The following is a 26,681-nucleotide window of genomic DNA, read 5'->3' as shown; positions in this document are numbered from 1 at the left end:
CGACCGGTGTCCCGGCCGGACCCCGTGCCGGCGCGCCGTCAGCTGACGCGGAAGGCGATCGCCTCGGGCTCGCGGTGGAAGGTGACCCGGTCCCAGGCGGGGAAGGCCAGGTCGGTGACGGCGAGCAGCCGGCCGGAGGCGTCGTGCACGGTGCGGCGTACCGAGAGCCCGCAGGCGGGGGACGCGCCGGCGGGGTGGCTGGTCCGGGTCATGGTGATGGTCTCGGCGGTGCGCCCCCGGGCGGTGGCCCGCTCCAGCCAGCGGTGCAGCGGCCGCAGGTCCTCCTCCTCCGCGGCGGACGGCCGTTCCAGGTAGGCGGCGAGTTCCGGGGTGCGGGCCACCGTGTCCGGGCAGAGGTAGGTCACGGTGTGCTGGAGGGTGCGGCCGTCGGCGCCGTACACGCGGTGGTGGTGGACCAGGGTGCGTTCCCCGCCGCCCATGCCGAGCAGCGCCGCGAGCGAGGGCGGCACGGTGACCAGGCCGAGCCGGGCCCGGACCGGGCGGACCGGGCCCCGGGCACCCGGGGCGGCGTACGGGGGCGGCTGCGCGCCCGCCCGGGCGGCGGGCCGGTCCGGGCGCGGGGCCGCCGGGGGCGGGGCGGCCCGGGTGCCCCGCCGGCCGGTCACCACCAGTCCGTCGGCCCGCAGCTCCTGGAGGGCGGCCCGGACGGTCTGCCGGTTGACCTCGTAGCGGGCGGCGAGGGTGCGTTCGGAGGGCAGTCTGCCTCCGGTGGTCCGGGCGGCGTGGTCGAGTTCGTCCCGCAGTGCTGCGGCGATCCGCTGGTACTTGGGCATGGCGGCGGGGCCGCCGCCCCGCGAAGGGGAGGGCATGGCTTCTCCTCTGACGGGTGGTCAAGGACTGCGCGGTCTGTCCGCCCAACCTAGCATTGGTCTATACCTTTCTCCACGGGGTCCGGGCCTCCGGACGCACCTTGGCCGGATCCCGGCCCGCCCGCCCCGCCCCAGGTCCGCCGCCCCCTGCCGGCTATCCGCGCAGGGGGTTGGGCAGTTCCAGGTAGCGCGCGTCGGCGCCGTCCGCCCGGGTCCACCGCAGCAGCAGGTTGGTCTTGGCCGGAAGCGCGGGGGCGTCGAGGAGCCGGGCGATCTCCGGCAGGCCGTGCTCGGCGTCGTAGCGCAGGAACTCCTCACGGACCGCCGGCCACACCCGGCCCGCCAGCTCCGGGCGGTGTTCGGCCAGGGCTCCTGCCACCTCCGCCAGGTGGTTGACGACCAGGCAGTACACGAGCCGCTCCCAGGCCGCCGCGCGCGGCAGGTCCTGCGGGAGCTTGACCCCCTCCGCGTCCCGGAAGAGGGCCTGTACGGGCGTCCCCCGGCCGTCGACGGCCACCAGGCAGTTCTGCAGGTGCGCCTCCAGCACGATCCCGTGCCGCGCGAACAGGTCCAGCACCGGGGGGACGACCTGGCGCAGGTACGCCCGCCACCAGTCCTCCGGATCGGCCGCGCCCTCCAGCGGGCTGCCGGGGAAGCCCTCCGCGAGCGCCGCGCACAGCACCGCGGTCGCCCCCGGCTCCACCCGCCCGCGCAGCCCGTCGCGGACCAGGACGGCGAGCTCCTCGAAGGCGAACGCGGCGGTCCGGTAGCCCCGGTCGCACAGCCACACCGCCCGCGCGCCGGTACGGCGGCGCAGGTCGGCGAAGGCCTCCTCCACGGCGGCGTCGGTACGGCGCAGCTTGAGCAGGTCGTGGCGCCACAGCCGGCGCACGTCGTTGGTGATGCGGACGTCGAGGCTGAACTTCGCGAACAGGTCGGCGTCCCGGCCGGCCGCGTGCACGGTCCGGATCGAGGCGGTGGGCCACACCGGCAGCCGGGTCGGCCCGAGCCGCAGCAGACGCCCGTCGGCGAGGGCCTCGCGCACCTCCCGGCGGCCGGCGACGAGGTCGAGCTGCCAGGGGTGCGCCGGCAGCGCCCGGTAGCCGGCCGGCGGACGGGGCCCGTCGAGGATCCCGGCCAGCGCGTCCACCGCCTCCCCGGCGGCCGCCCCGCCCTCCTCGGCCACCTGGTCCTCGCGCAGCGCCAGCATCACGAGCGGGAAGCGCGCGTGCGCCTCCGGGGCGTACGGCAGCCACCCGGCGGCGGGGCCCCCGCCCCGGGTCTTGGGGGCCGGGTGGTGCGGGTGGCCCATGAGCAGGGCCTGCTCGGAGCGCACGTAGGGGTCCTCGGGCACCTCGGCGGCGGCCCGCGCGGCCAGCAGCGCGGCGACGGTGTCACGGCTGTCGGCCATCTCCACCGGCAGCTCGTCGTTGGGGACGCCGGTGTGGCGCAGCAGCTCGTCGGCGGTGAGCTTGACGAGTTCGGCGTGGCTGAGCGGGTGCCAGCCGGCCGCGGTGTACAGCTCGGGGTCCGCGGGGCGGCGGCCGCCGGCGACCCGCAGGAGCCGGCCGCTGCCGCGCAGCCGGTGGACCCGCCCGCCCTCGGCGTCGGTCACCTCCCGCAGCAGGCAGTTCAGGAGCGGGGCGGCGGCATAGGCGTCGGCGGCGGCGTTGAGGTCCACTGGATCCATTCGGGGCTTCGGAACGTGGGTGCTCCGGTGCGTGGGAGCTCCGGGGCGCCGGGGTCCGGGTGCGGGACCACCGGCCGTGATCTTCAGTATCCGGGATGATGACCTGATCACCGGGTAGACCTCTCGGTCGAAGCGATCCGAAAGGAAGAGGACCCTGGACCGCAGCACGCACGTTCCCCCGCCCTACCCCGGACCCTCCCCGGCGGGCACCGCCGAGGAGGCGGTCGCCGCCGCGCTGGCCGGCGTACGGCCCGGGCTCGGGCCCGCGTACGAGGCCGCGCTGGACGGCGCGCGCTCGGCCGTGCTGACCCGGCTCTGGCGGGCGCTGGCCTTCGAACCGCTGCCCTGGGTGGTGGGCCGGGAGCTGGGGCCGGACTCCCTGCGGCTGCGCCTGGCCGGGGGCGCCCTGCTGGAGGGGCCGCGCCCGGACCCCTACGCCACGGACGCCCACGTCACCGAGGTGAGGCTGGACGGACGGGCGTACCGGCAGGCGGCCCGGCTCGTCGCGGCGCTGCGGGTGCCGCACGGCGCGGCCGGCCCGCTGGGGGCGGCCTTCGCCTCCTTCGCGGCCGAACTGGACGACAGCACCGCCTCCCTCGCCCTGTCCCGGGCCGGGCAGCCGCCCGGGGAGCGGGCCGAGCCGGGCACCACCTGGGAGTGGGAGCAGCGGGTGGTCGACGGGCACCCCTACCACCCGAACTGCCGCTCCCGGCCGGGGTTCTCGGTGGCCGAGCAGCTGGCGTACGCGCCGGAGCACGGGCCGCTGGTGGAGCTCGGGCTGGTCCGAGTACGGGAGCGCGAGTGCCTGGTCTCCGGGGACTGGCCGCGGGAGCTGCGCGACGGGGACCGGATCCTGGTCCCGGTGCACCCGTGGCAGGCCGAGCACGTGCTCAAGGGCGAGGAGGTGCTGCCGGGTCCGGCGGCCCACCCGCTGATGGCCCTGCGCACCCTCGCCCCGGCGGCGGGCGGCGCCCACGTGAAGACGGCCCTGAGCACCCGGCTGACCTCCTCCGTGCGGGACATCTCCGCCTACTCCGTGGAGACGGCCGCCGTGGTCTCGGCGTTCGCGCACGCGTTGGCCGAGCGGCTGGACGGGCGGCTGCACGTCACCCGCACCCTGGGCGCGGCCACCGCCTACAGCCCGGACCTGGCGGCGGTGCTCCGCGAGGCCCCGGAGGACTACGCGCGGGCCGGCGAACGGGTGGTCCCCGTGGCGGCGCTGGCCGGCACCCGGCTCGCCCGGTCGGCCGACTGGCAGGCCCGGTTCGCCCGGCTGGCCCTGTCGGTGTGCCTGCGGGTGCTGGAACTCGGGGTGGCGCTGGAGGCCCACGGCCAGAACCTCCTGGTGGTCCTGGCCGCCGACGGTACCCCGCTGCGGCTGGTCTACCGCGACCTGGCCGACATCCGGATCAGCCCGGCCCGGCTGGCCCGGCACGGCCTGCCGGTGCCCCCGCTGTCGGGCCGGCTGGTGACGGACGACGAGACGGTGCTGCGGCGCAAGATGTTCGGCTCCCTGGCGGCCGGGGCCCTCGCCGCGACGGCGGGCTCGCGGCGGGCGTTCGGGGCGGCACTGGCGGCGGGCCTGGACGCCCTCCCCGCGACCGCCGACGCGCGGGCACTGCGGGGCCCGCTCCCGGTCAAGGCCCTGACCCTGATGCGGCTCAGCCCGGGCGTACCGGGCGACCAGTGGACGCAGCTGCCGAGCCCGCTGGCCGGGGACTGAGGCCCCGGCCACCGTCCGGCTCGGCGGCGCTAGTGTGCGGGAGCATGACAGCCACCTCGCGTCCCGGTGCCATACCGGTGCCCTCCGCCCGCGTCGCCGTCGACCACGCCGGGCCGCCCCGGGACGAGCCGCCGGTGCGGCCGCTGGACCGGGCGGTGCTGGACGCCTTCGCCGCGTACGCGCGCGGTGCGGGCGGGGCCGTCGCCGACGTGGGCTGCGGGCCGGGGCACGTGACGGCGTACCTGGAGCGGCGCGGGGTGCGGGCCTTCGGCGTCGACCTCTCGCCGGCGATGGTGGCGGTGGCCCGGCGGACGTATCCGGGGCTGCGGTTCGAGGTCGGCCCGATGGCGGCACTGGACGTGGCGGACGGGACGCTGGGCGGGGTGCTCTCCTGGTACGGGACCGCCCACACACCGGTGGAGGGACTCCCGGCCCTCTTCGCCGAGTTCGCCCGGGTGCTGGCCCCCGGCGGATACGCCCTGATCGCCTTCGAGGCCGCCGGGGAGGGCCATGCGCACGGGGCGGATCCCGGGCTGGTCGCCCGGGAGCTGGCGGAGGCCGGGCTGGCGGAGGTGGCCCGTGTGGTCCGGGAGCCGGACGAACGGGAGCGGGGGCCGCAGGGCTTCGCCCTGGCCCGCAAGCCGCCCCGGTCCTGACGGGGCGTGAGCCCGGTGGCGGGCGCCGCGCGCTGTCCTCCGTTCGGGGGACAACTCGGCTCCGGCGGGCCCGCCTTCGCCCCGATCGCGGCGGGCGGTGGCAGGAAGGAAGTATGAAGATTACACGTCGCCGGGCGCTCACCGGGGCGGCCGCCGCCGTGCTCGGAGCCGCCGGAGCGGGCTCCCCCGGCCGGGCCCGGGCCCGGCGCACGGGCGCCGCGGCCGGCCCGGACTTCGGGGCGCTGGCCCGGGCGCTGGACGGGCGGGTGGTCCTTCCGGGGGACGGGGACTACGCCGAGGCCCGGCAGCTGTTCCAGCCCCGCTTCGACTCCGTGGCCCCCGCGGCCGTCGCCTATCCGGCGCACGCCGGTGACGTGGCGGTGTGCCTGGACTTCGCGCGCCGCTCGGCCGCCCGGGTGGTGCCGCGCGGCGGCGGGCACGGCTACGCGGGCTGGTCCACGGTGCAGGCCGGGCTGGTCGTCGACGTCGGGGCCATGGCGGGGGTTTCGGTCGAGGGGGACGAGGTGCGCGTCGGCGCGGGCGCCCGGCTGGCCGACGTGCACGCGGCCCTCGCCGGGCGGGGCCTCGGCGTCCCCGCCGGGCTGTGCCCCTCCGTCGGCATCGCCGGGCTCACCCTCGGCGGCGGCCTGGGCCTCGCCTCCCGGGCCCACGGCACCACCTCCGACCGGCTCACCGGAGCGCGCGTGGTGACCCCGGACGGGGTGGTCCGCGAGGCCGGGGCCGACCGGGACCCGGAGCTGTTCTGGGCGCTGCGCGGCGGCGGGGGCGGCAACTTCGGGGTGGTGACCGAGTTCCGGCTGCGCACCCATCCCGTCGGGGACGCCGCCTTCGCCGAACTGCACTGGCCGGACGCGGACGCGGCGGCCGTGGTGCGCGGCTGGCAGCGCTGGCTCGCCGCGCTGCCGGACCCCTTCTGGAGCCAGGCCGAGTTCACGGTGGAGGCCGGGTCCGCCGCCGCCCTGGCCGTCCGGGCGGTGTGCCTCGACGGGCGGGCGGAGCTGGAACGGGAACTGGACCGGCTGGCGGGGCTGGTGGGGCGGGGGCCCCGGGACTCCTGGATCACCGTGCGGAGCTACGGGGAGACCGTCCGGGCCATGGCGGGCTGCCCCGACGGCGGACCCGAGCGGTGCCGGCTGCCGGGGCGGCTGCCCGGCCGGGACCCGCGCGGCCTCCTCGGCCGGGACTCGTACGCGGCGCGCTCGGACTTCTGGGACGGGCCCGGGCTGCCGGACGCGGCGGTCGGCGCGGTCCTGGACGCCGTCGGACGGTACGGGCGGGCGGTACCGCCGGGCGGCCTGGGCGTGGTCCAGTTCGACGGGGTGTGCGGCGGGGCGGTGAACCGGGTGCCGGCCGGGGCGACGGCCTTCGTCCACCGTGACAGCGCCTTCCTGGCCCAGTACCTCGCGTACTGGCCGCCGTCCGCGACCGCCGCCGAGACGGCCCGGCACCAGGAGTGGCTCGACGGGCTGTGGCGGGCCCTGCGGCCGTGGGCGGGCGGCCGGGCCTACCAGAACTACGCCGACCCGAAGCTGGCCGGCTGGCGCGAGGCCTACTACGGGCCCAACCTCCCCCGCCTGGAGCGGGTCCGGCGCGCCTACGACCCGGACCGGCTGCTGCGCTTCCCCCAGGCCGTCTGAACCCCCGTCCCTGCCTCCCGACCGCCGGACCCTCAGCCCCTCAGACCGTCAGACCGTCAGCCCGTCAGGCCCGCCGGGCCGTCACGAACAGGAACGAGACATGCTGCGTACGTTCACCCTCGCGGCGGCGACCGCCGCCCTGCTGCTGCCGGGCGGGCCGCTGCCCGGTCTGGAGACCGGGACCGCCGAGGCCTCGGCCGGGCACTGGACCGCGCGGGAGGCCGCCGCGTTCTGGACCCCCGAGCGGATGGCCGCCGCGGTCCCCGTCCCCGGCCCGCCGACGCCCGGCACCTCGACCCCGGCCCCCGCGCCGGCCCCCGTCCCGACCTCGGCACCGGCACCGGCAGCCCCGCCCGCGGCCGTCCCCTCCGCCGCCCCCTCGGCCCCCGCCGCCCCTGCCGAGCCCGCCGCCTCCGCCGCGGCGGCGTCGGCGGTGCCGGTGCCCGTACCGGCGGCGAGCACCCTGCCCGCCCCGGTGCCCGCGGTCCCGGCGCCGACCACGGTCCCCTCCCCGCTGCCCGCGCCGGTGATCCCGTCCGCCGCGCCGGGGGTGGGGCAGGACTTCGACGGGATCCCGGTCGTCGGCCGGATGTTCGTCATGAAGGGGGCCGGCGCCTACTTCTGCACGGCCAGCGTGGTCTCCTCCCCCGGCCGGAACATGGTGCTCAGCGCCGCGCACTGCCTGCTCGGCAGCGACACCCGCCAGGTGGCCTTCGTCCCGCAGTACACGCGCGCCAACCCGCGCCCGTACGGCATGTTCCCGGTCCTGCGGGACGCGGCGGGCAAGTCGAAGGTGTGGATCGCCTCCCGCTACCGCACCGAGGGCGCCGCGAAGGCCGCCACCCTCGACGTCGCCTTCGCCCAGGTCGGCCCGGACGCCGACGGGGAGGACGTCGAGGACGTGGTCGGCGCGAACCGGCTGGTGACCGGCGCCACCTTCAACCACCCCAAGGTCCTCCTGATCGGCCACCCCGCGCCCTCGCCGCGCCCGCGCGCCTGCGTCAACAAGACGACCAAGTTCACCAGCACCGACCCCGGGAGCCCCGGATCGTTCCTGCGGATCGACTGCACCGGCTACCCGGGCGGGACCAGTGGCGGCCCGTTCATCACCCGCTTCGACGAGGACACCTCGACCGGGGACGTGGTGGGGGTGATCGGCGGCTGGGAGACCGGCGGGCCCACGGCCGACACCTCGTACAGCGCCTACTTCGGCGCGGAGATCAGGAAGCTGTACCAGTCGGCGGTCGCCGGGGTGCGGGCGGAGTGAGCACCCGCACCCAGCGGGTCCGGCGCGGGTTGCCGACGCTCCGGGGGGCCACCGGGGCCCCCTCGGCGCTCAGCGGGTCGGCCGGGGGCAGTTCGAGCTGACGGCGCAGGTCGGCCAGGGCCGCGTGCACGGGCGCGAGGATGACCTCGGCGCGCGGGTGGATGTGCGCGAGGGCGTGCGCGGTGGTCTCGATCGTCTCGGCGGCGTCCTCGGCGGCGGTCCGGCTCCACCCGCCCGGCCCGCCCGCGCTCCAGGGGGCGACGGCGTCGTAGAGGTGGCAGGCGGCATCGGCCGCGGCGTCGGCCCGTTCGCCGACCCCCGGCGCCGCGATCATCGGCAGCAGCTCCATGCCCGGCTCAACGAGCGGAGCCCCCGGGGGGAACGAGCCGCAGCCGCTCCTAGGCCGCGACCGTCTGGAGCCAGAGGGGCAGGAGCAGCAGGGAGACCACCGAGCTCTTGATCACGACGGAGGCGGAGAGGTCGACGCCGATGTCGTAGCGCTGGGCGAAGATGAACAGGTTCTGCGGGGTCGGCATCGCGGCGATCAGGACGAGGTAGGCCAGCCAGTGGCCCCGCACCCCGAAGAGGCCCGCGCACACCGCCCAGGCCAGCAGCGGGAAGCCCAGGCACTTGAAGGCGATCAGGGCGGCCTCCTCCCGGGTGGTGCCCCGGACGTCCAGGCCCGCGCCGCCGAGGTGCAGGCCGAGGGCGAACAGGGCCACCGGCGAGGCGCTGTCCCCGACGAACGAGGCACCGTCGAGGAGCACCTTGGGGACGTGCACCGACAGCAGGTTGAGCAGGATGCCCGCGTTGCACGCCAGGACGAGCGGGGTGGCCAGGGAGGCGGCCAGGGCCCGGGAGACGCGGGCCCCGGGTCCGCCGCCGTCCGCGCGGCCCAGTTCCATCAGGGCGATCACCACGAGGGAGAGCACGCACACCTGGAACAGCAGCACCGGGAAGATCGGGGCGGCCGTGCCGAAGAAGGTGATGAAGACCGGGACGGCGAAGTAGGCGGTGTTGACCTGGACCCCGGCCATCACCCGCAGCGCCACCGCCCGCGGCTCCCGCACCCCGTAGGCGGAGGCGCCGAGGGCCACGAGGAGCACGGCGAGCGCGGCGGCGGCCGCGTAGCCGCCGATGGCCCGCCAGTCGAAGAGGGCGCCCAGGTCGGCGGCGTAGATGTTGCCGAAGAGGTAGCAGGGGACGGCGAAGAGGAAGGCGTAGTCGGAGAAGGCCTTGGAGGCCTCCGCCGGGACGGTCTTGCGGCGGGCGAGCAGGACCCCGCCGCCGAAGGCCAGCAGGACCGGCACCAGTTTCTCGAGTGCGGCTGCCCCGCCCATGCCACGGCTCCCCCGGTCGCGCCGGACGGCGTTGTCCGACGGCGTGCAGCCTATCCGCCCCCGTCGTCGCCCCTTCCGGACGCCCCTGCGCATAGGCTGGCGGATCATGAGGTTCACACCGCGCTTCCCCGGCCGTGCCCGTAAGTCCCAGGCGGCGCCGGGCGGTAGCGGGGAGCAGCGCGCGGGCGCCGGCCGGTTCGCCGGGCTGGCCGTGGCGCTGCGCACCCCCGCCCGGCCCGGCGAGCCGTTGCTGGCCCGGGCGCCCCGCCGCTGGCAGCGGCTGCTGCCCTTCGCCTTCGCCGGCGTCTTCGTGGTGGTGCTGCTCCCCGTGACCATCACGGTGCTGACCAACGACTACCGGCTGGGCGGCGGGTGGGCGGGGGCGCTGGGGGTGGTGCAGGCGGTGCCGCTGCTGCTGGCGGTGACCCGGCCGGTGCCGGCCTGGGCGGCGGTGCTGGCCGCCGATGTGGTCGGGGCGGTGCTGCTGGGCTTCGCCGACGGGGTGGCGGGGCGTCCGTGGCCGTGGCCGCCGATGGAGATCGTCGGGTACCTGGTGCTGATGGTCTGCCTGGGGCTGCGGGAGCCGGTCCGGACGCTGGTCGGGGTGTGGCTGGCGACGGGGGCGGCCGGGGTGGTGCTCGGCTTCGCCGCGCCGGACGGGGTGACGAACACGGCGGCCCTGCTGTTCGTGCTGGCCGGCGTCGTGCTGGCGCTGACCGGTGCGCTGCGCGGGCTGGGCGACGCCCGGCAGCGGGTCGCGGAGCAGGAGAGCATCAGCGGCGCCGAGCGGGCGCGGCGCACCCTGCTTGAGGAACGGGCGCGGATCGCACGGGAGTTGCACGACGTGGTCGCCCACCACATGTCGGTGATCACGGTCCAGGCCGACTCCGCGCCGTACCGGCTGCCGGGGATGGAGGAGCCGGTGCGCGAGGAGTTCGCGGCGATCGCGGCGAGCGCGCGCGAGTCGCTGGGCGAGATGCGGCGGCTGCTGACGGTGCTGCGCGGGGACGGGGCCGAGGGCGGGGGCGCGGGCGCTGCCGCGGGCGGCGGGGAGCGGGCGCCGCAGCCCGGGGTGGCACGGATCCAGCAGCTGGTCGAGGCGACCGTTCGGGCCGGGCAGCCGGTGGAGCTGTCCCTGGCCTCGGGCGTGGCGGAGGCGGCGCGGACCGACCCGGCGGTGGACCTGTCGGCGTACCGGATCGTGCAGGAGGCCCTGGCGAACGTGGTGCGGCACGCTCCGGGGGCGCGGGTGCGGGTGTCGGTGACGCACTCCGGCGGGGACGGGGGCGGGGCCGGCGAGGTGCTCGTGCTGGTGGTCAACGGCCCGGCGCCGGAGCCGGTGGAGGCGCTGGAGGGCGGGGGCGCGGGGACGGGGCACGGACTGGTGGGGATGCGCGAGCGCGTACGGTTGACCGGCGGGACCTTGGACACGGGCCCGCTGCCCGAGGGCGGTTTCCGGGTCGCCGCCCGGCTGCCGCTGACCTCCCGGACCGAGGACTCCAGTTGACCATCCGAGTGATCATCGTCGACGACCAGGCCATGGTGCGGGCGGGGTTCGCCGCGCTGCTGTCGGCGCAGGCCGACATCGACGTGGTGGGCGAGGCCGCCGACGGGCGGGAGGGCGTGCGGCTCGCGCGGACCGCGCACCCGGACGTGGTGCTGATGGACGTGCGGATGCCGGAGCTGGACGGGCTCTCGGCGGCCCGGGAGGTCCTGGAGCCGCCGCCGGGGGTGACGCACCGTCCGAAGGTGCTGATGCTGACCACCTTCGACATCGACGACTACGTGTACGAGGCGCTGCGCGCGGGCGCGTCCGGGTTCCTGCTGAAGGACGCCCCGCCCGCCGACCTGATCGCGGCGGTCCGGGTGGTGGCCTCGGGGGAGGCGCTGCTTGCGCCGTCGGTGACGCGCCGGCTGATCGCGGACTTCGTCCGGCAGCGTCCGGCCCCGCGCAAGGATCCGGCGCTGCGGCTGAACGGTCTGACCCCGCGCGAGACGGAGGTGCTGGAGCTGATCGCGCGGGGACTGTCGAACCAGGAGATCGCCGCGCACCTGGTGCTGGCGGAGCAGACGGTCAAGACCCACATCGGGCGGGTACTGGGCAAGCTCGACCTGCGCGACCGGGCGCAGGCGGTGATCTTCGCGTACGAGGCGGGGCTGGTCCGTCCCGGCGACTCCGCGTAGCTCCTCCTCCACCCCCTACCGGGGTATGACCTCCGGCTTGGCTCCCCGGTCCGACGTGCGGCCGGGTACCTGCTTCCTACCTTCCTCTCCGTCACGAGGAGAGAGAGGGGACAGGTCATGCGCCGCTTCGGGAGGACGACGGGCACGGACGCGCCGGCCGCGATCGCGCGGGGAGAGGGCCGATGAGCGCGCCGGCCGCGCTGCGGCGGGCCGCCGAGCGGATCGACCGGGGGACGCCGGCGCACCGGGACCGGGCGGTCGACGGGCTGCGGGCGCTGGCGCTGCTGGCGGTGCCGACCGGGCACTGGCTGCTCGGCGGGTTCACCGTGGACGCGGGGGGCGGACTGCACAACGCCAGTCCGCTGTCGGCCGTCGGCGCCCTCGCCCCGGCGAGCTGGGTGCTCCAGATGCTCGGCGTCTTCTTCCTGGTCGGCGGCTACGCCTCGGTGCTCTCATTTCGCCGCCGGACGGGCTCGACCGGGGCCTGGCTGAAGGGGCGGATGGTGCGGCTGGGGCGGCCGGTGCTGGGGGTGACGGCGGTGTGGGCGCTGGCCGCGCCGGTGCTGTACGCGGCCGGGGTTCCGGAGGCCACGCTGCGGACGGGGGCGACCCTGGTGGTCCAGCCGCTGTGGTTCGTCGGGGTGTACGCGGTGGTGACGGCGCTGACCCCGTACTGCGTCCGGGCGGCGGCCCGGCTGGGCGGGTGGGCGGCGGCCCCGCTGCTGGTGTCGGTGGCGGTGGTGGACTTCCTGCGGTACGGGCCGTTCACCGGCTCGGTGCCGTCCTGGCTCTCCCTGCTGAACGTGCTGCCGGGCTGGCTGTTCGCCTATCAGCTGGGCGTCTCGTGGGGTGAGCGGCGGATCGGCCGGCGCGGGGCGTGGCTGCTGCTGGCGGGCGGGACGGCCCTGTTCGCGGTGCTGCTGGCGGTGTTCCACTACCCGGCTTCGATGGTGGGCGTGCCGGGCGCGGCGCGGACCAACTCGCATCCGCCGTCGCTGCTGGTCCTGGCCCTGGCCTCGGCGCAGTCGGGCGCGGCGATCCTGCTGCGGGACCGGCTGGCGCGGCTGCTGGCCCGGCCGGCGCTGTGGGCGCCGGTGGTGGTGGTCAACCTGTCGGCGATGACGGTGCTGTGCTGGCACCAGACGGCGATGCTGGCGGCGGCCGTGCCCGCCTCCTTCTCCGGCGGGGCGGTGGCCGGGCTGACGACGGCGCCCGACGGGCCCGCGTGGATCGCGGCGCGGCTGCTGTGGCTGCCGGTGTTCGCGGTGCTGCTGGTGGCCATCGCCCGGTATGCGCGGCGGTTCGAGGTGGCGCCGGAGCCCGGGCGGCGGGGGTCCGCGGCCCGGGGGGCGGTGGCGGGGCTACTGGCGGCCGGGTTCGGGGTGTTCGCGCTGGGGCTGGCGTAGCCGGCCGGGGGTCAGGCGATGGAGGCGGCCACGATTGCGGCGACCGCGAGGTTGCAGCAGGCGGTGACCCAGACGGCCGGGTGCGGCTCGGGGTCGACCACGATGGCGCCGAGCTTGCCCGGGGTCACCAGGTCCAGCACCAGGAAGGCCACGGCCATCAGGACCAGTCCGAGCAGGCCGAAGGCCGCCGTGGACAGCAGGCCCTTGCCGAAGTCCTCGTACGTCGTCCAGATCGAGGTGAAGACGATGCCGCCGATCCCGAGGAGCGCGGAGCTGAGCAGCAGGGCCGCGTTGCGGTTGCGCTCCTCCCAGATCTGCTTGGGCAGCTTCCCGGGGGTCAGCACGTCCACCAGCACGATGCCGAGGACCAGCAGGACCAGTCCGACGGCGCCGTAGGCGGTCGTACGGCCAAGTCCGTTGACGATGTCGCTCATTGAGGGGCCTGTCTGACGCGGGGTGGACGAGGATGGGCCAAGGACGTGCCGTGGGGAGGCCGAATCTATCGCACGGCCCGGCCCCGGACCATGGGGAGGTCAGGAGATGGCAAAGGCGAGGCCCGCGCGGCCCGGGGAGGCGGCGGCGCTGACCGCGCTGGTCAGGCGGTCCAAGGCGCACTGGGGGTACGGCGCGGAGTTCCTCGCGGCGTGCGCGCCCCAGCTGCGGGTCGGGGAGGAGGAGCTCGCGCTCCGACGGGTCGTGGTGGCCGAGAACGGGCGCGGGCGACTGCTGGGCGTCACCTCCCTGGAGGACCTCGACGGAACCGACGGAACCGACGGGACCGACGGGGGCGGGGAGGCCGACGGGTCCCGGGCGGCGCGGCTGGGGCTGCTGTTCGTGGAGCCCGCCGCCATCGGCCGGGGTGTGGGGCGGCTGCTGTACCGGGACGCCGTGCGGCGGGCGGCCGACCTGGGCTTCCGGCGGCTGCTGATCGACGCCGACCCCCACGCGGCGGGGTTCTACCGGGCGATGGGCGCCGTCCCGGCGGCGGGCTCACCGCCGGGGCTGGTCCGGTTCGCGGTGGCGCCCGCCCCGCTCGCCGGGTGGGCGCGGGCCTGGACGGGCGGGGGCGCGGCGGTGCACGTGGGCAACGTGGGAGAGTTCAACGCCCAGTTCGCCGACGCCTCCCTCGGCCCGGGGCGGCGGGCGGCGCGGGACTACTCCTGCCTGGCGGCCTTCTACAGCCCCCTTCCGGCGGCGCTGGTCCTGCCGGGGCCGGTGCCCGGCTGGTGGGCCGGCGCGGTCGGGCGGGCGCTGGGCTGGGGGCGGGAGGTGGAGGTGTACGACGGGCTGGCCGGGCGGGGGCCGGGCCTGTCGGAGGCGGTGCTGGCCCGGCCGGCGCTGGCCGGGCGGGTGCGGGGGTGCGGGCTGCCGCTCGTGCCGTGGGGGCTGACGGAGCCTTACGCGCGGCTCGCCGGTGTGCCGTGGCGGCCGGAGGCGCTGCGGTACGAGTCGAAGTCCGCGGCCCACGCCCTGTTCGCCCGGATCCTGGCGGGCGGGGGCCATCCGGGGGTGGCCCTGCCCGCGCAGTGGCGGGCCGGGTCCCGTCGGGCGGCGGTCCGGCGGGCGGCGGCGCGGGCCCGGGCGGGGGAGAGCACCGTTCTCAAGTCGGAGCACGGTGTCGGGGGTTCGGGCACCACCCTGGTGACGCCCGGTCCGCTCCGGGCGCCCGGCGGGGTCCGGGCCCTGCGGGGGCGGCTGCCGCGCGGCCCGCTGCTGGTGGAGGAGTACGTGCACGGCCCGGCGGACGCGGACGCGCCGCGGGATCTGACCTACGACGGGTTCGTGGACGGTGCGGGGCGCCCGCACCGGGTCGGGGCGGCGCTGATGGACGTGGCCGACGGCGGATACCGCGGTGCCACGGTGGGGCCCGGGGTGGTGCCCGCCCGCCTGGAGGGGCCGCTGCTGGAGTTCGGGGCGGCGGTGGGCCGGGAGCTGGCGGCGGCCGGCCACCGGGGCTGGTTCGACGTGGACTTCGTCGTGGACGCGGCGGGGCGGCTCGCGCCGACCGAGGCGAACATGCGGCTCACCGGCCCGTCGGTGGCGTTCATGGTGGCCGCCCGGCTCGACGCGGTGCGGGGCGCGGGGCACCTCGTACGGATCGCGGACCGGGTGGAGCTCGGCGCCCGGCTGCCGGAGGCCCAGCTGGAGGAGGTGTGCGGCGGCCTGGCGCGGGACTGCGCCGCCCTGGGGGCCGTGTTCGTGCCGACGATCCCGACGGGGGCGTTCGACCCGGCGCCGTGGCTGGGCGTGCTGGTGGCCGCGCACAGCCTCCAGGTGCTGGACGCGGCCGAGGTGCTGGTCCGGGAGCGGGCCCGGGCGCTGGGCGAGGTCTTCGGCGCCCGGTAGCGGGGTCAGCGGTCGGGGTCAGCGGTCGGAGTCGGCGGGCGGGGCGGCGGGGCGGCGGGTGAGGTGGACGGCCACGATCAGTCCGGCGATCATCAGCGGGACGTTGAAGGTGTAGACGAGGGCGGCCTGGCGCGGCCAGTCGTGCTTGGCGGCGAGCCGGTAGAGGTTGTCCTGCGGCCACCAGGCCAGCAGCAGGTAGGCCGCGGCCAGGTGGGCGGCGGTCGTCAGGCGCCGGCCGGGTCCGGGGCGCACCATCCGCCGGCGGCCCGCGAACAGGAACAGCAGGCCCGCGGCGAAGGCCGCGCACTCGAAGAGGTAGAGGACGAAGAAGAGGGTGGACCACGGTCGGGGCACGCCGGTGAGGTCGGTGGAGCCGGGCCAGATCAGGTCGGTGGCGAACAGGGTGACCACGGCCAGGGGTACCGCCGCGCAGCCGAAGCCGAACCAGCCGGGCACCTCCCCGCCCGCCACCGCCCCGTACTTGCCGCTGCCCGCGGGCCGGGCGCCCGCGGCCACGGGCTGCGGTACCGCCGCCCGGTCCTCCTGGCCCGCCCGGGTGCGGGGCAGGGTGCGCAGGTGGACCAGGCGGGCCGGGCGCGCGGCGGCGGGCACGCGGCCCGCGAGGTGTTCGCGGAGCCCCTCGACGTCCGGGCGGGCGCCGCCGCCCTCCCGGCCGGGTTCGTCGGGGGGCGGGGCGACGTAGGCGACGAGCCGGGTGTTGCCGCGGCTGCCGACCGGGGCCAGGACGGCCGCGCCGACGCCCGGGTGGCTGCGGAGCGCGGACTCGGCCGGGTGCGGGTCGAGGGGGCTGCCGTCGGCGAGGGTGATCCGGTCGCGCAGCCGTCCCGCGAACTCCAGCAGCCCGTCCGGGCGGAGCACGGCCAGGTCCCCGGTGGTCAGGGCGTCGCCGCCGCCCGGCGGGGTCAGGTGGAGCTCCCCGGCGCGCAGTTCGACGCTGCCGCCGGGGAACGGGGTGCCGAGCGGGCAGATCCGTTCGGGTGCGTCCAGGAGGCGGGGCAGCTGCGGCAGTTCGAACCAGGTGCCGGCGCCGGCCGCCTCGGCGGGGGCGTAGACGGACAGGACGCGGGCGCCGGGGCGGAGCCGGTCCTGGAGGGCGGTCTGCTGGTCGAGGTAGAGCCGGTCGCCGGTGACGGTGAGCAGGCGCAGGGCCGCCAGCCGCGGCGCGGGTTCGCGCCGGCCCCGGCGGGCGGCGCCGGCCGGGTCGAGGCCGCGGTCGAGGAGGCGCAGGGCGCCGCCGGGGTCGGTGTGCAGCGCGCCGACCTCGTACTCCGAGACCGCTTCGGGTATCTCGCCGGGCTTCCAGGCGGGGCCGTCGGGGAGGACCAGGGCGCCTCCGGCGCACAGGGCGCGGGTCCAGCCGGCGGCGAAGGGCGTGAGGTCCGGGCCGCCGGTGAACAGGTGGCGGTCCTCGGAGGTCAGCCGGGCCACCTGGGCCCAGGCCTCGTGGGCGGCGAGCAGCAGGGCGTGGCCGACGGGGACGGGGCGGGGCACGGCGGTCGCGGTGAACAGCAGGGCGGCCGGGGCGGCCCGCGGTGCGCGGGCCGGGGGGTGGCCGGGCCGGGCCGCGATCGCTTCGGCTTCGGTGTCCGTGCGGAGGACCGGCAGGCCCTTGCCCTGGTCCAGGCGGGCCGCGCCGGCGGCGTCGGTGAGGAGCAGGCCGGGTGCCAGGGCGGTGAGCTGGACGCGTGCGGTGCGGGTGTCCACGGGGTCGACGAGGGCGTAGGCGGCGCCCGCCTTGAGGGTGGCGAGGAGGGCGACGACGGTCTCCTCGCGGCGGGTGGGGGCGATGGCGATGCGGGCGCCGTCGGGCAGGCCCCGGGCGCGGAGGTGGTGGGCGAGCCGGTTGGCGGCCGTGTCGAGTCCGGCGTAGGAGAGGGGGCCGGCCGGGGTGATGACGGCGGGGGCCCCGGGGGTGTCGCGGGCCCACTGCTCGAAGCGCTCGAGGACGGTGTCGGCGGCGGGCCGGCCGGAGCCGGCGGAGGACGATGCCTGCGTCATTCCCCCGATGATGCCACCGTGCCCGCAGCGGGCCGGGCGTTCGCGGAAATCCCTCCGGTCAGCGGGAGTTGACCGGGCCTGCCCCGGCGGGTGGTCCTGCACCGGTGCCTTGACCTGAAGTTTGGTCGAGGTTCTACCGTGGGGTCATGGACATGGAAGTCACCGCCTGGCATTCGCTGCACAGCGCGATCAACGCCCAGCAGGGCGACCGGCCCCCCTTCTCCGCGGCGAGCCTGCGCAGGATCGCCGCCTTCGCCCGCCCGCACCGGCGCGGGCTGACCTTCTTCCTGCTGCTGAGCGTGGTGGGCGCGCTGCTGGCGGTGGCCACCCCGCTGCTGGCCAGCCGGATCGTGGACGCGATCGTTCAGGGCGCGAAGGCGGGCGGCGACGGCGACACCGGGCGGGTGACCCGGCTCGCCCTGCTGATCGCGGTGATCGCGGTGGCCGAGGCGGGGCTGGGGCTGCTGACCCGCAAGCTCTCCTCGACCCTCGGCGAGGGCCTGATCCTCGACCTCCGCCGGGCGGTCTTCGACCACGTCCAGCGGATGCCGGTGGCCTTCTTCACCAGGACCCGGACGGGCGCCCTGGTCAGCCGGCTCAACAACGACGTGATCGGGGCCCAGCGGGCGTTCAGCAACACCCTGTCCGGGGTGGTGTCGAACGTGGTGACCCTGCTGCTGACGCTGGGGGTGATGCTGAGCATCTCCTGGCAGATCACCCTGCTGGCCCTGGCGCTGCTGCCGGTGTTCGTGCTGCCGGCCCGCCGGATGGGCACCCGGATGGCCGGGATGCAGCGGGAGGCCGCGGCGCTGAACGCGGCGATGGGCACGCAGATGACGGAACGGTTCTCCGCGCCCGGCGCCACCCTCGTCAAGCTGTTCGGGCGGCCCGCCGACGAGTCGGCCGAGTTCGCGGCCCGCGCGGCCCGGGTCCGGGACATCGGCATCCGTACGGCGATGGCCCAGTCGGCGTTCATCACGGCCCTCACCCTGGTCTCGGCGCTGGCCCTGGCCCTGGTCTACGGCCTGGGCGGCTACTACGCCCTGCGCGGCAGCCTGGAGGCGGGCTCGGTGGTCGCCCTGGCCCTGCTCCTGACCCGGCTGTACGCCCCGCTGACCGCGCTGGCCGGCGCCCGCGTGGAGGTGATGAGTGCGATGGTCAGCTTCGAGCGGGTCTTCGAGATCCTCGACCTGGAGCCGCTGATCGCCGAGAAGCCTGACGCCCGCCGGGTGCCGGAGGGCCCGGTGGCGGTGGAGTTCGACCGGGTCTCCTTCGGCTACCCCTCCCCCGACAAGGTCTCGCTGGCCTCCCTGGAGGAGGTGGCCGTCCTCGACGCCCGGGGCGGCACGCGGGTGCTGCACGAGGTGTCGTTCCGGGCCGAACCCGGCCAGATGGTCGCCCTGGTCGGTTCCTCCGGCGCCGGCAAGTCCACCATCGCCCAGCTGCTGCCCCGCCTCTACGACGCCGACGCGGGCGCGGTCCGCCTGGGCGGGATCGACGTGCGCGACCTCACCGCCGACTCGATCCGCGACACGCTCGGCATGGTCACCCAGGACGGGCACCTCTTCCACGAGTCGGTACGGGCCAACCTGCTGCTGGCCCGGCCCGAGGCGGCCGAGGAGGAGCTGTGGGAGGCCCTGCGCCGCTCGCGCCTCGACGGCCTGGTCGCCTCCCTCCCGGACGGCCTGGACACCGTGGTCGGCGAGCGCGGCTACCGGCTGTCGGGCGGTGAGCGGCAGCGGCTGACCATCGCCCGGCTGCTGCTGGCCCGGCAGCGGGTGGTGATCCTGGACGAGGCCACCGCCCACCTGGACTCCACCTCCGAGGCGGCCGTCCAGGAGGCCCTGGCCGAGGCCCTGGCCGGGCGGACGGCGGTGGTGATCGCGCACCGGCTGTCCACCGTGCAGGCCGCCGACCTGATCCTGGTGGTGGAGGAGGGCCGCATCGTCGAACGCGGCACCCACACCGAGCTGCTGGCGGCGCGCGGGCGCTACGAGGAGCTGTACCGCACCCAGTTCGCGACGCGGGGCACGGCCGCGACGGGCTGAGCCCCGGCGGCACGGCACGGCCGGGGGTGCGCTTGAGTGGGACCCGGCAGCGCGGCGGCGAGAAGGGCGAGGTACGGCGTGGACCCCCAGGGCGTCATCGTGGTGATGGGCGTGGCCGGCACGGGCAAGTCGACCGTGGGCCGGCTCCTCGCGGAGGCCCTCGGCGTCCCGTACGCCGAGGGGGACTCCTTCCACCCGGCGGCCAACGTGGCCCGGATGTCGGCGGGGATCCCGCTGGAGGACGCCGACCGGTGGCCCTGGCTGGACGCGGTGGGCGTGTGGGTCCGGGGCCGGGGCGCGGAGGGCGGGGTGGTGGCCGCCTCCTGCCTCAAGCGGGCCTACCGCGACCGGCTGCGGGCCGCCGCACCGGAAGCCTCCGTGGTGTTCGTGCACCTCACGGGGCGGCGGCCGCTGATCGAGACCCGGATGGCCGCCCGGTCGGGGCACTTCATGCCCGTCTCCCTGCTGGACTCCCAGTTCGCCGCCCTCGAACCGCTCCGGCCGGACGAGCCGGGCTTCACCGTCGAGGTCTGCGGCACCCCGGAGGAGATCACCGCCCGGGCGCTCGCCGCCCTGCGCCCGCCGGGAGACACGGGAGCCGCCCCCTGACGGACCGCCCGGCCGGAGCGGGCTCCGTCGGCGGGTGACGCGTCCGGTGTGCCCCAGGGTCTCCCGGACCGGCGGGGCGGTCAGGACCGACGGGGGTCCGGGCCTTCGAGCTGGGCCGCCGCGAGGGCGAAGCCGTCGGCCGCGCGGGCGCAGCGGTCGGCGAGGGCGGCCACCTCGGCGCGCAGGGCGTCGGCCTGCGGGCCGTGCCACTCCAGGGCCGCCGCACCCGCGCGCAGCCGCCGGGCGTGGCCGCGCAGGACGGCGCAGTGGCCGCGCAGGCCGTCGGCGGGTGCGGACGGGACGGGGCGCGGGGGACGGCAGTCGGTCACGGGTTGCTCCGGGAGGACGGGGACGTGCGGCCGTGGTCGGCGGGGGTGCCGGGCTCCCCGGGGGTGCTTCGGCCGGCGCCGCCGGGTTCGCGGGCGCAGAAGGCCCGTACGGCGGCGCCGAGGCCCAGCAGCGGCTCGGCGGTGACGGCGCGTCCGGTGGCGACCTGCCAGCCGGCGTGGTCGTTGAAGGGGTTCTCGTCGGTCAGCGCGTGCCAGGCGAGGATGTCCGCGAAGGCCGGGGCGAGCAGGGTGAAGGCCGGGCCGGTGCCCCGCTCGCGCAGGATCTGCCGGAAGGCGCGGGCGGCTTCGGCCTGCCGGCCGCCGTCCACGGCCCGCAGCACGGCGGCGCAGCCGGGGTCCGCGAGGAGTTCGGGCCGGCCCGCGGTCGCCACCCGGATCCGGGCCTTCAGTCCGCAGACGGCCGCGCTGACGGCCAGGCTCTCCCGCCGGGTCAGGATCCCGGCGAACCATCCGGCGCGGGCCACCCCCCGCCCGCGCGGGGCCCAGCCGAGGCCGGCCGGGTCGGTGAGGGTGCGCAGCAGGGTCCGCCAGGCGCGGCGCCGGCGGCTGCTGCGGGCCACGAGGGCCCCGGCGGGCAGGCGTGCGCCGAACGCGAGCCCGGAGGCGTAACGGGCGGCTTCGCCCACGGCGTCTGCGGCCTCGGCCAGTTCCCGGCACAGGGCGTCGAGCGCGTCGACGTCCGGGTCGGTGGCCGGCGCGGTCACGGCGTCGGACATGGGCTCCTCGCGGGGGCTGTGTACGGCGGGTTCAGGCGGCTGACGCCACCGTACGTCGGCCCCGCGAGCGGCGCGCTCCGACTGCGCTACGAGGGTGGGCCGCCGGTCAGGGCCGGTTCGGTGAGGTCCTCGTGGGCGAAGGCGGCCTCCCGGAAGGCGGTGCGCAGCCGGGAGCCGGATCCGGCGGCGGGGCCCGGGAGCAGGACGGCCCAGCGGCCCCGGCGCGGGGCGATCCACAGGGCGGGTCCGGGGCCGGACGGGGGGTGGTGGGCCCACACCCCGGCGGGCGCGGGGTGCCAGAGCAGGCCCCGGGCGGGGGTGAGCTCTCCGGTGCGGATGCGCAGGGATTCGGCGGTCCAGGCGCGGGGGACGGGGTGGCCGGCCGGGGACAGCAGGTGGCGCAGGAACCGGGCGAGGTCGGCCAGGGTGGTGTGCAGGACGCCGTCGTCCAGGCGGGTGCGGGTCATGCCGAGGGGCTGCCAGATCCGGCCGGTGGCGCAGTCGCCGAGGGGGGCGCCGCCCAGCCGTTCGGCGAGACGGGTGAGGGCGGCGGGGGCGGCGGGGCCGTCGCCGCGCGTGAGGAGCTGGTGGGTGGTGGTCCCGGCGGGCGATCCGGGGGCGATCGGCAGCCCGTAGGCCGTGAGGGGGGTGTGGAGGGCCAGTTCTCCCTCCGCCACCAGGGTGCCGAGGACGGGCCAGAGGGCGAGGGCCGGGGTGAGGGCGTCGGCGGTGAGCGGGGTGTCCCAGTCGCCCGGCGGGCCGGGGCGGGCGGCGTGCACGCTGTCCGCCGAGCCGACCGCCCAGACCGCGTCCGGGTCGGCGGTGCGCATGAGTGCCTCGATCTGCGGCGTCATGCCCGGCACGGTACGTCGGCCCGCGCGGCCCGCCGGGCAGGTCGCGGGGAACGCGCGGACGCGTTGCCGCCCGCCACCCGAATGCGGGGCGGGCGGCGGCCTGTCGGAGCGGGTACCCCGGCGCCCCTCGCAAGACCGCCTGCCGCGCCATGTCCGAGGCCGTCCCAAGCCCTCCGGGGGCGCCGCGGGGCCGTGCCCGCTGGACCTTCGGGGGCGGGCGGGTCAGCCTGGAGGGATGAGTGCCCTACCCGGTGAACCCGTGCCCGGCCCCGGTACGTCCCCGTCGCCGCCCGCGGCCGCCGCCTCCGGCGGCGCGGCCGCGCCGGGGGTGGCGTTGCGGTCCGCACGGGGGCGGTGGGTGCTGCTGGCCACCGTGCTCGGATCCGCGATGGCCCTGCTGGACTCGACGGTGGTCAACGTCGCGCTCCCCCGCATCGGGCGCGACCTCGGCGCCGATCTCGCGGTGCTCCAGTGGACGGTCAACGCCTACCTGCTGACCCTGGCCGGGCTGATCCTGGTCGGCGGGGCGCTCGGCGACCGGTTCGGGCGGCGGCGGGTCTTCGTCCTCGGGGTGGTGTGGTTCGCGGTGGGCTCCCTGCTGTGCGGCATCGCCCCCAACGCCGGGGTGCTGATCGGCGCCCGGGCCCTCCAGGGTGTCGGCGGGGCCCTGCTGACCCCCGGGTCGCTCGCGCTGATCCAGGGTTCGATCCGGGCCGACGACCGGGCCCGGGCGGTGGGGCTGTGGTCCGGGTTCGGCGGGGTCGGCGCGGCCGTGGGGCCCTTCCTCGGCGGCTGGCTGGTTGACGGGCCGGGGTGGCGGTGGGTGTTCCTGCTGAACGTGCCGGTGGCCGCGCTGTGCGTGCCGGTGGCGCTGAGACACGTACCGGAGTCACGGGATCCGCAGGCCGGCGGGCGGTTCGACGTGCTCGGCGCGGTGCTCGGGGCGGCCGCCCTGGCCCTGATCACGTACGCCCTGATCGAGGCCCGCTCGGCGACCGGGGCGGTGGTCGGGGCGGGGGTGGCCGGGGTGCTGCTGGCGGCCGCGTTCGTGTACGCGGAGCGGCGGCGGCCGGATCCGATGGTGCCGCCGGACGTGTTCGCCTCCCGCCAGTTCACGGCCGTCAACCTGGTCACCCTGTGCGTGTACGCGGCCTTCGGCGGGTTCTTCTTCCTCGTCGTGCTCCAGCTCCAGGTGGTGTCCGGGTACTCGGCCCTCGGCGCGGGGGCCGCGCTGCTGCCGACCACCGTCCTGATGCTGCTGCTGTCGGCCCGCGCGGGGGCGCTGGGCGAGCGGATCGGGCCGCGGATCCCGCTGACGGTGGGGCCGCTGCTGTGCGCCGCCGGGATGCTGCTGAGCCTGCGGGTGGGGCCGCACGCCTCGTACGTGCGGGACGTGCTGCCCGCCATGGTGGTGCTCGGCGCGGGCATGGCCACCCTGGTGGCGCCGCTGACCGCGACCGTGCTGGCCTCGCTGGACCCCGGCCGGGCGGGCCTGGCCAGCGGCATCAACAACGCCGCCGCCCGGGCGGCGGGGCTGCTGGCCGTGGCGGCGCTGCCGCTGCTGGCCGGGATGGGCCCGGACTCCTACCTGTCGGCCGGCGCCTTCGACGCGGCCTACGGGCGGGCGATGGCCTGGTGCGCGGGGCTGCTGGCGGCCGGCGCGGTCCTGGCGTGGGCGACCGTGCGCTCCCCCTCGGCCGGGGCCTGCCATCCGGAGTGCCGGACCTCGTGTGCGGTGGGCTCCCCTCCACTGGAGCACCCGGACGGGGCGGAGGACCGCCGCAGAGCCGCCCCCTGAGCGCGGAGGCCTCCGGTGTGCTGGAGCGCGTCGGCGGACCTGGCGGCGGGGTCGGCCGTGGCTGCCGTCGGGGTGGTGTGCCTGGCGCGGGTGCGGCGGGCCCGGGACCTGCCCGTGGCCGCGCTTCCGCTGCTGCTGGGGGCGCACCAACTGGTCGAGGCCGCCGTGTGGGACGCGGGCGGCGGCTGCGGTCCGGCCACCACGGCCTGGGCGGTGATCGCGCTGCCCGTGCTGCCGGTGTGGGTGGCGTTCGGGGTGCTGCTCGCCGCCCCGCCGGGGCCGCGGCGCCGGCCGATGGGGGCCGGCGGCCGTCGGCCTGGCCGCCGCCGTGGTGCTCGCGTACTGCCTGGCCGTGCGGCCGCCCTCCGCCGAGGTGCGGGGGCGGGTGGTGGGCTACGCGGTGGACGTGCCGTACGCGCCGCTGGTCCTGGCCGGGTACCTGTGCGCCACCCTGGGCTCCCTGCTGCTCTCCGGGGACCGGCTGTTGCGGCTGCTGGGGGCCGTGCTGGGCGCGGGGGCGGCGGTGTGCGCGGCGCTGTGGCGGCTGGAGTTCGCCTCCACCTGGTGCGCCTTCGCGGCGGTGGCCTCGCTGCTGGTGCTGGGCTGGGTCCGGCGGGCGGCGCCCGTCACTGGTTCCGGCCGCCCAGGACGAAGAGCAGGTAGACGAAGAAGGCGAAGAGGTGACCGACGAACAGGTAGGCGACCAGCCGGATGACCAGGCCGCGCGGGAACTTGGACTCGAAGCGCCGGAAGACGCCGCGCGGGGCCTTCTGCTCGGACGGCGTGGTGGACATGTGCTCTCCCTCGGACGGCATGACGGGTGGCTCGTGGGCTGGTGGAGGTCGGGGGGGGTGGTGGAGGTCAGGGATGGTGCGGGGCGGTGCCGCCGAGGCACACCCCGGCGAGGCTGCTCTGCAGCAGCGTGTGGACGAACAGCAGCTCCGCCCCGCCGGGGCCGGCCGTGCCGATCCGGTGCGGGGTCAGCGAGTCGAAGTGCGCGCTGTCCCCCGGCTCCAGCAGGTGCTCGGCCTCCCCGAGGTGCAGCCGCAGCCGGCCGCTGAGCACGTACAGCCACTCCTCCCCGGGATGCACGCGCACCAGTTCGCCCTGGCCGCGCCCCGGCGGGACGTGCACGCGCAGCGCCTGCATGCCCCGTCCGGAGCCGCCGGCCTGCCAGTACGTCCACCCGTCGGCCTCGCGGGCCCCGGGGCCGCCGGCCCGTACGATGGGATCGGCGACGCCCTGGGTCTCGCCGAGCAGTTCGGAGACGGTCGTGCCGTAGGTGCGGGCGAGTCCGAGCAGCAGCGGCAGCGAGGGCTGGCGCCGGCCGGTCTCCAGCCGCGACAGGTGCGCGGGCGAGAGCCGGGCCCTGGCGGCGGCCGCCTCCAGGGTGAGTCCGGCGCGCCGGCGCAGTTCGCGCAGCTGCGGGGCCACGGCGGGCAGCTCCGCGGCGCCGGGGGCCTGCGGGGTGCGCGGGGCCTCCGGGGCCCCTGGAGCCTCGGTGTCCGAGGGTTCCTCGGGACGGGGGGTCATACCCCGATTGAGCCAGAATCTTGCCCTACTGGCAATCTTCCTTACCTCTGAGGCAAATCCGGCCCGGAGGGTCCGCCGCGGCGCTGTTCCAGCACCGTCTCCACCGTGTCGGCCTCCCCCGGCCCCTTGTCGGGGCGGTGCCGCAGGACCCGGGCGAACCGCAGGGCCACCCCGGCCGGGTAGCGCGGGGAGCGCTGGAGGCCGTCGTAGGCGATCTCCACGACCAGTTCCGGCCTGACCCGCACGGTGAACCCGTCGTCCTCCACGGCGAGCTCGCGCAGCCGCCCGGTCTGCCAGCGCAGCATCTCGTCGGTGAGCCCCTTGAACGTCTTGCCCAGCATGGCGAAGGTCCCGTCGGCGGCGCGGGCGCCCAGGTGCAGGTTGGACAGCAGGCCGGTGCGGCGGCCGTGGCCCCATTCGGCGGCGAGCACCACCAGGTCGAGGGTGTGCACGGGTTTGACCTTCAGCCACTGCTTGCCGCGCCGCCCCGCCGCGTAGGGGGAGCCGAGACCCTTGGCCATGACCCCCTCGTGCCCCCGCTCCAGGGTGTCGGCGAGGAACTCCTCGGCCCGCCGCCCCTGCGCGGCCGGGTCCTCCACCACCAGCCGGCGCACCCGCGCGGCCTCGGGGACGAGGCCGGCCAGGGCGGCGTACCGCTCCCGCACCGGCAGGTCCAGCAGGACCCGGTCGCCCAGGGCCAGCACGTCGAAGAAGAACGCGCTGACGGGCAGGGTCCGCCGGGCGGCGTCCACGTCCACCCGGGAGCCGACGCGGCTCGCGATCTCCTGGAACGGGACCGGCCGCCCGGCGGCGTCGTGCCCGATGACCTCCCCGTCGAGGATGAACCGCTCCCCCGGCAGGCTCAGGGCCAGCTCGACCACCTCGGGCAGCCGGGCGGTGATCTGGTCCAGCGAGCGGGTGTACACGTGGACCGCCCCGCCCTCCCGGTGGACCTGGACCCGGATCCCGTCGAGCTTCTCCTCCACCGCGCACGGCCCGAGCGCGCGCAGGGCGTCCTCCAGCGAGCGGGCGGTCCCGGCCAGCATCGGCTGGACGGGCTGCCCGACGCGCAGGGCCACCCCGCTCAGCGCCCCGGCCCCCTCGGCCAGCACCGCCGCCGCCACCCTGGGCAGCGAGCCGTCCAGCATCACCGCCCTGCGCAGCGCGGCCGCCGGCACCCCGGCGGCGGCCGCCACCCCCTCCAGGGCCACCGCGTCCAGCGCGCCCTGCCTCACCTCCCCGGAGAGCAGGCTGCGCAGGAACCGCTGCTCGGGCTCGGTGGCGGCGCCCAGCAGGGCGGCGACGATCCGGCGCCGTTCCGCCTGCGCCCCCGGCCCGGAGACGGCGGCGAGCGCGGTCACCGCCGCGTCGACGCCCCGTACGGTCAGGGAGGGCTGCGCGGCGGGCGCGGTGTCCTGGGCCAGGGTGCGCCAACCGACGCCCGGGCGGCCCTGCGGGAGGCGGCCGGAGAGGTAGGCGATGACGAGCCCGGCCTCGTCGGGGGGCGCGGCGGCGAAGAGTTCCGCGAGCAGGGCGGTCTTCCGCGACCGGGCGGAGGTCTCGGCGACCTCCCGGGACACGCGCGCGACCTCGGCCAGCAGCATGCGCCCCATCCTGCCGCCGCCGGGGCCGGTCCGCAGCCCGGATACCGCGG

23 protein-coding genes and 2 pseudogenes are annotated in these 26,681 nt (G+C 77.4%); 13 read left to right on the top strand and 12 right to left on the bottom strand.

What is annotated here, in order from left to right; all coding sequences use genetic code 11:
* Nucleotides 1-38: 38 nt before the first annotated feature.
* Entirely contained in the window at nucleotides 39-830 is a 792-nt protein-coding gene (locus ACFY0O_RS12710; protein ID WP_388946227.1) for a GntR family transcriptional regulator, read from the bottom strand.
* A 154-nt stretch (nucleotides 831-984) separates the two neighbouring features.
* A complete protein-coding gene (locus ACFY0O_RS12705; RefSeq protein WP_388946224.1) occupies nucleotides 985-2,520 on the bottom strand; it encodes an IucA/IucC family protein in 1,536 nt (511 codons plus the stop codon).
* A 154-nt stretch (nucleotides 2,521-2,674) separates the two neighbouring features.
* Between ACFY0O_RS12705 and ACFY0O_RS12700 the strand changes: the two genes are divergently transcribed.
* From ACFY0O_RS12700 to ACFY0O_RS12685, 4 genes are all read left to right on the top strand, one after another.
* Nucleotides 2,675-4,243 (top strand): IucA/IucC family protein, encoded by a 1,569-nt coding sequence (locus ACFY0O_RS12700; RefSeq protein ID WP_388946704.1) that lies wholly within the window; start codon nucleotides 2,675-2,677, stop codon nucleotides 4,241-4,243.
* 44 nt (nucleotides 4,244-4,287) lie between these two features.
* Entirely contained in the window at nucleotides 4,288-4,899 is a 612-nt protein-coding gene (locus tag ACFY0O_RS12695; protein ID WP_388946221.1) for a class I SAM-dependent methyltransferase, read from the top strand.
* A gap of 113 nt (nucleotides 4,900-5,012) precedes the next feature.
* The gene (locus tag ACFY0O_RS12690; RefSeq protein WP_388946219.1) at nucleotides 5,013-6,557 is read left to right on the top strand and encodes an FAD-binding oxidoreductase; all 1,545 of its coding nucleotides are present in this window, start codon (nucleotides 5,013-5,015) and stop codon (nucleotides 6,555-6,557) included.
* Between the two features lie 100 nt (nucleotides 6,558-6,657).
* Nucleotides 6,658-7,824 carry a trypsin-like peptidase domain-containing protein gene (locus ACFY0O_RS12685; RefSeq protein WP_388946216.1) on the top strand — a complete coding sequence of 389 codons (1,167 nt, stop codon included), beginning with the start codon at nucleotides 6,658-6,660 and terminating at the stop codon, nucleotides 7,822-7,824.
* Here the strand turns inward: ACFY0O_RS12685 and ACFY0O_RS12680 are convergent.
* Both ACFY0O_RS12680 and ACFY0O_RS12675 read right to left on the bottom strand, forming a co-directional pair.
* Nucleotides 7,778-8,173, bottom strand: a complete 396-nt coding sequence (locus tag ACFY0O_RS12680) for a hypothetical protein (protein WP_388946214.1) — start codon at nucleotides 8,171-8,173, stop codon at nucleotides 7,778-7,780. The genes ACFY0O_RS12685 and ACFY0O_RS12680 overlap by 47 nt on opposite strands.
* 49 nt (nucleotides 8,174-8,222) lie before the next feature.
* Entirely contained in the window at nucleotides 8,223-9,164 is a 942-nt protein-coding gene (locus tag ACFY0O_RS12675) for an AEC family transporter (RefSeq protein ID WP_388946211.1), read from the bottom strand.
* 106 nt (nucleotides 9,165-9,270) lie between these two features.
* On the opposite strand from ACFY0O_RS12675, the gene ACFY0O_RS12670 reads away from it, so the two are divergent.
* The 3 genes from ACFY0O_RS12670 to ACFY0O_RS12660 all read left to right on the top strand — a co-directional run bounded on the left by ACFY0O_RS12670 (nucleotide 9,271) and on the right by ACFY0O_RS12660 (nucleotide 12,754).
* Nucleotides 9,271-10,671, top strand: a complete 1,401-nt coding sequence (locus ACFY0O_RS12670; RefSeq protein WP_388946209.1) for a sensor histidine kinase — start codon at nucleotides 9,271-9,273, stop codon at nucleotides 10,669-10,671.
* The gene (locus tag ACFY0O_RS12665) at nucleotides 10,668-11,348 is read left to right on the top strand and encodes a response regulator (RefSeq protein ID WP_388946206.1); all 681 of its coding nucleotides are present in this window, start codon (nucleotides 10,668-10,670) and stop codon (nucleotides 11,346-11,348) included. Before ACFY0O_RS12670 ends, ACFY0O_RS12665 begins: the two co-directional genes overlap by 4 nt.
* A 182-nt stretch (nucleotides 11,349-11,530) precedes the next feature.
* Complete coding sequence (locus ACFY0O_RS12660; RefSeq protein WP_388946203.1) at nucleotides 11,531-12,754, top strand: acyltransferase; 1,224 nt, start codon at nucleotides 11,531-11,533, stop codon at nucleotides 12,752-12,754.
* A gap of 11 nt (nucleotides 12,755-12,765) precedes the next feature.
* Here ACFY0O_RS12660 and ACFY0O_RS12655 read toward each other — a convergent pair whose 3' ends face one another.
* Nucleotides 12,766-13,188 (bottom strand): DUF350 domain-containing protein, encoded by a 423-nt coding sequence (locus ACFY0O_RS12655; RefSeq protein ID WP_358893286.1) that lies wholly within the window; start codon nucleotides 13,186-13,188, stop codon nucleotides 12,766-12,768.
* A gap of 106 nt (nucleotides 13,189-13,294) precedes the next feature.
* Between ACFY0O_RS12655 and ACFY0O_RS12650 the strand changes: the two genes are divergently transcribed.
* Nucleotides 13,295-15,100 (top strand): GNAT family N-acetyltransferase, encoded by a 1,806-nt coding sequence (locus ACFY0O_RS12650; RefSeq protein ID WP_388946200.1) that lies wholly within the window; start codon nucleotides 13,295-13,297, stop codon nucleotides 15,098-15,100.
* Nucleotides 15,101-15,118: 18 nt separating this feature from the next.
* Here the strand turns inward: ACFY0O_RS12650 and ACFY0O_RS12645 are convergent, their stop codons facing one another.
* Nucleotides 15,119-17,119, bottom strand: a complete 2,001-nt coding sequence (locus ACFY0O_RS12645; RefSeq protein ID WP_388946197.1) for an AMP-binding protein — start codon at nucleotides 17,117-17,119, stop codon at nucleotides 15,119-15,121.
* Nucleotides 17,120-17,265: 146 nt separating this feature from the next.
* Here ACFY0O_RS12645 and ACFY0O_RS12640 point away from each other — a divergent pair, with 146 nt between their 5' ends.
* Both ACFY0O_RS12640 and ACFY0O_RS12635 read left to right on the top strand, forming a co-directional pair.
* Nucleotides 17,266-19,167, top strand: coding sequence for an ABC transporter ATP-binding protein (locus ACFY0O_RS12640; RefSeq protein WP_388946195.1), 1,902 nt, complete (start codon nucleotides 17,266-17,268; stop codon nucleotides 19,165-19,167).
* A gap of 105 nt (nucleotides 19,168-19,272) precedes the next feature.
* The gene (locus ACFY0O_RS12635) at nucleotides 19,273-19,776 is read left to right on the top strand and encodes a gluconokinase (RefSeq protein ID WP_388946702.1); all 504 of its coding nucleotides are present in this window, start codon (nucleotides 19,273-19,275) and stop codon (nucleotides 19,774-19,776) included.
* A gap of 80 nt (nucleotides 19,777-19,856) precedes the next feature.
* Here the strand turns inward: ACFY0O_RS12635 and ACFY0O_RS12630 are convergent, their stop codons facing one another.
* The 3 genes from ACFY0O_RS12630 to ACFY0O_RS12620 form a co-directional block, all read right to left on the bottom strand.
* Nucleotides 19,857-20,105 carry a hypothetical protein gene (locus ACFY0O_RS12630; RefSeq protein ID WP_358893282.1) on the bottom strand — a complete coding sequence of 83 codons (249 nt, stop codon included), beginning with the start codon at nucleotides 20,103-20,105 and terminating at the stop codon, nucleotides 19,857-19,859.
* Nucleotides 20,102-20,842, bottom strand: a complete 741-nt coding sequence (locus tag ACFY0O_RS12625; protein ID WP_388946192.1) for a hypothetical protein — start codon at nucleotides 20,840-20,842, stop codon at nucleotides 20,102-20,104. The genes ACFY0O_RS12630 and ACFY0O_RS12625 overlap by 4 nt, the downstream gene beginning before the upstream one ends.
* Nucleotides 20,843-20,928: 86 nt before the next feature.
* Nucleotides 20,929-21,696, bottom strand: coding sequence for a hypothetical protein (locus tag ACFY0O_RS12620; protein ID WP_388946190.1), 768 nt, complete (start codon nucleotides 21,694-21,696; stop codon nucleotides 20,929-20,931).
* A 235-nt stretch (nucleotides 21,697-21,931) separates the two neighbouring features.
* Between ACFY0O_RS12620 and ACFY0O_RS12615 the strand changes: the two genes are divergently transcribed.
* The 3 genes and pseudogenes from ACFY0O_RS12615 to ACFY0O_RS12605 all read left to right on the top strand — a co-directional run.
* Nucleotides 21,932-23,494 carry an MFS transporter gene (locus tag ACFY0O_RS12615; RefSeq protein WP_388946187.1) on the top strand — a complete coding sequence of 521 codons (1,563 nt, stop codon included), beginning with the start codon at nucleotides 21,932-21,934 and terminating at the stop codon, nucleotides 23,492-23,494.
* Between the two features lie 15 nt (nucleotides 23,495-23,509).
* A pseudogene (locus ACFY0O_RS12610) lies at nucleotides 23,510-23,725 on the top strand (DUF6629 family protein); the annotation flags it as partial.
* Nucleotides 23,726-23,822: 97 nt separating this feature from the next.
* Nucleotides 23,823-24,056 (top strand): annotated as a pseudogene (locus ACFY0O_RS12605) (DUF6629 family protein); the annotation flags it as partial.
* Nucleotides 24,057-24,120: 64 nt separating this feature from the next.
* Here ACFY0O_RS12605 and ACFY0O_RS12600 read toward each other — a convergent pair.
* The 3 genes from ACFY0O_RS12600 to ACFY0O_RS12590 all read right to left on the bottom strand — a co-directional run bounded on the left by ACFY0O_RS12600 (nucleotide 24,121) and on the right by ACFY0O_RS12590 (nucleotide 26,631).
* The gene (locus tag ACFY0O_RS12600) at nucleotides 24,121-24,288 is read right to left on the bottom strand and encodes a DUF6126 family protein (protein WP_388946186.1); all 168 of its coding nucleotides are present in this window, start codon (nucleotides 24,286-24,288) and stop codon (nucleotides 24,121-24,123) included.
* Nucleotides 24,289-24,355: 67 nt separating this feature from the next.
* On the bottom strand, nucleotides 24,356-25,027 hold the full coding sequence (locus ACFY0O_RS12595) for a helix-turn-helix domain-containing protein (RefSeq protein WP_388946183.1): 672 nt from the start codon (nucleotides 25,025-25,027) through the stop codon (nucleotides 24,356-24,358).
* A 41-nt stretch (nucleotides 25,028-25,068) separates the two neighbouring features.
* A complete protein-coding gene (locus ACFY0O_RS12590) occupies nucleotides 25,069-26,631 on the bottom strand; it encodes an ATP-dependent DNA ligase (protein ID WP_388946180.1) in 1,563 nt (520 codons plus the stop codon).
* Nucleotides 26,632-26,681 lie beyond the last annotated feature (50 nt).

The sequence above is a fragment of the Streptomyces sp. NPDC001594 genome, from assembly GCF_042893675.1.
Taxonomy (GTDB): domain Bacteria; phylum Actinomycetota; class Actinomycetes; order Streptomycetales; family Streptomycetaceae; genus Streptomyces.
Note: the sequence above shows the minus strand (reverse complement) of the source record. Positions and strands in the feature narration are given on the sequence as shown.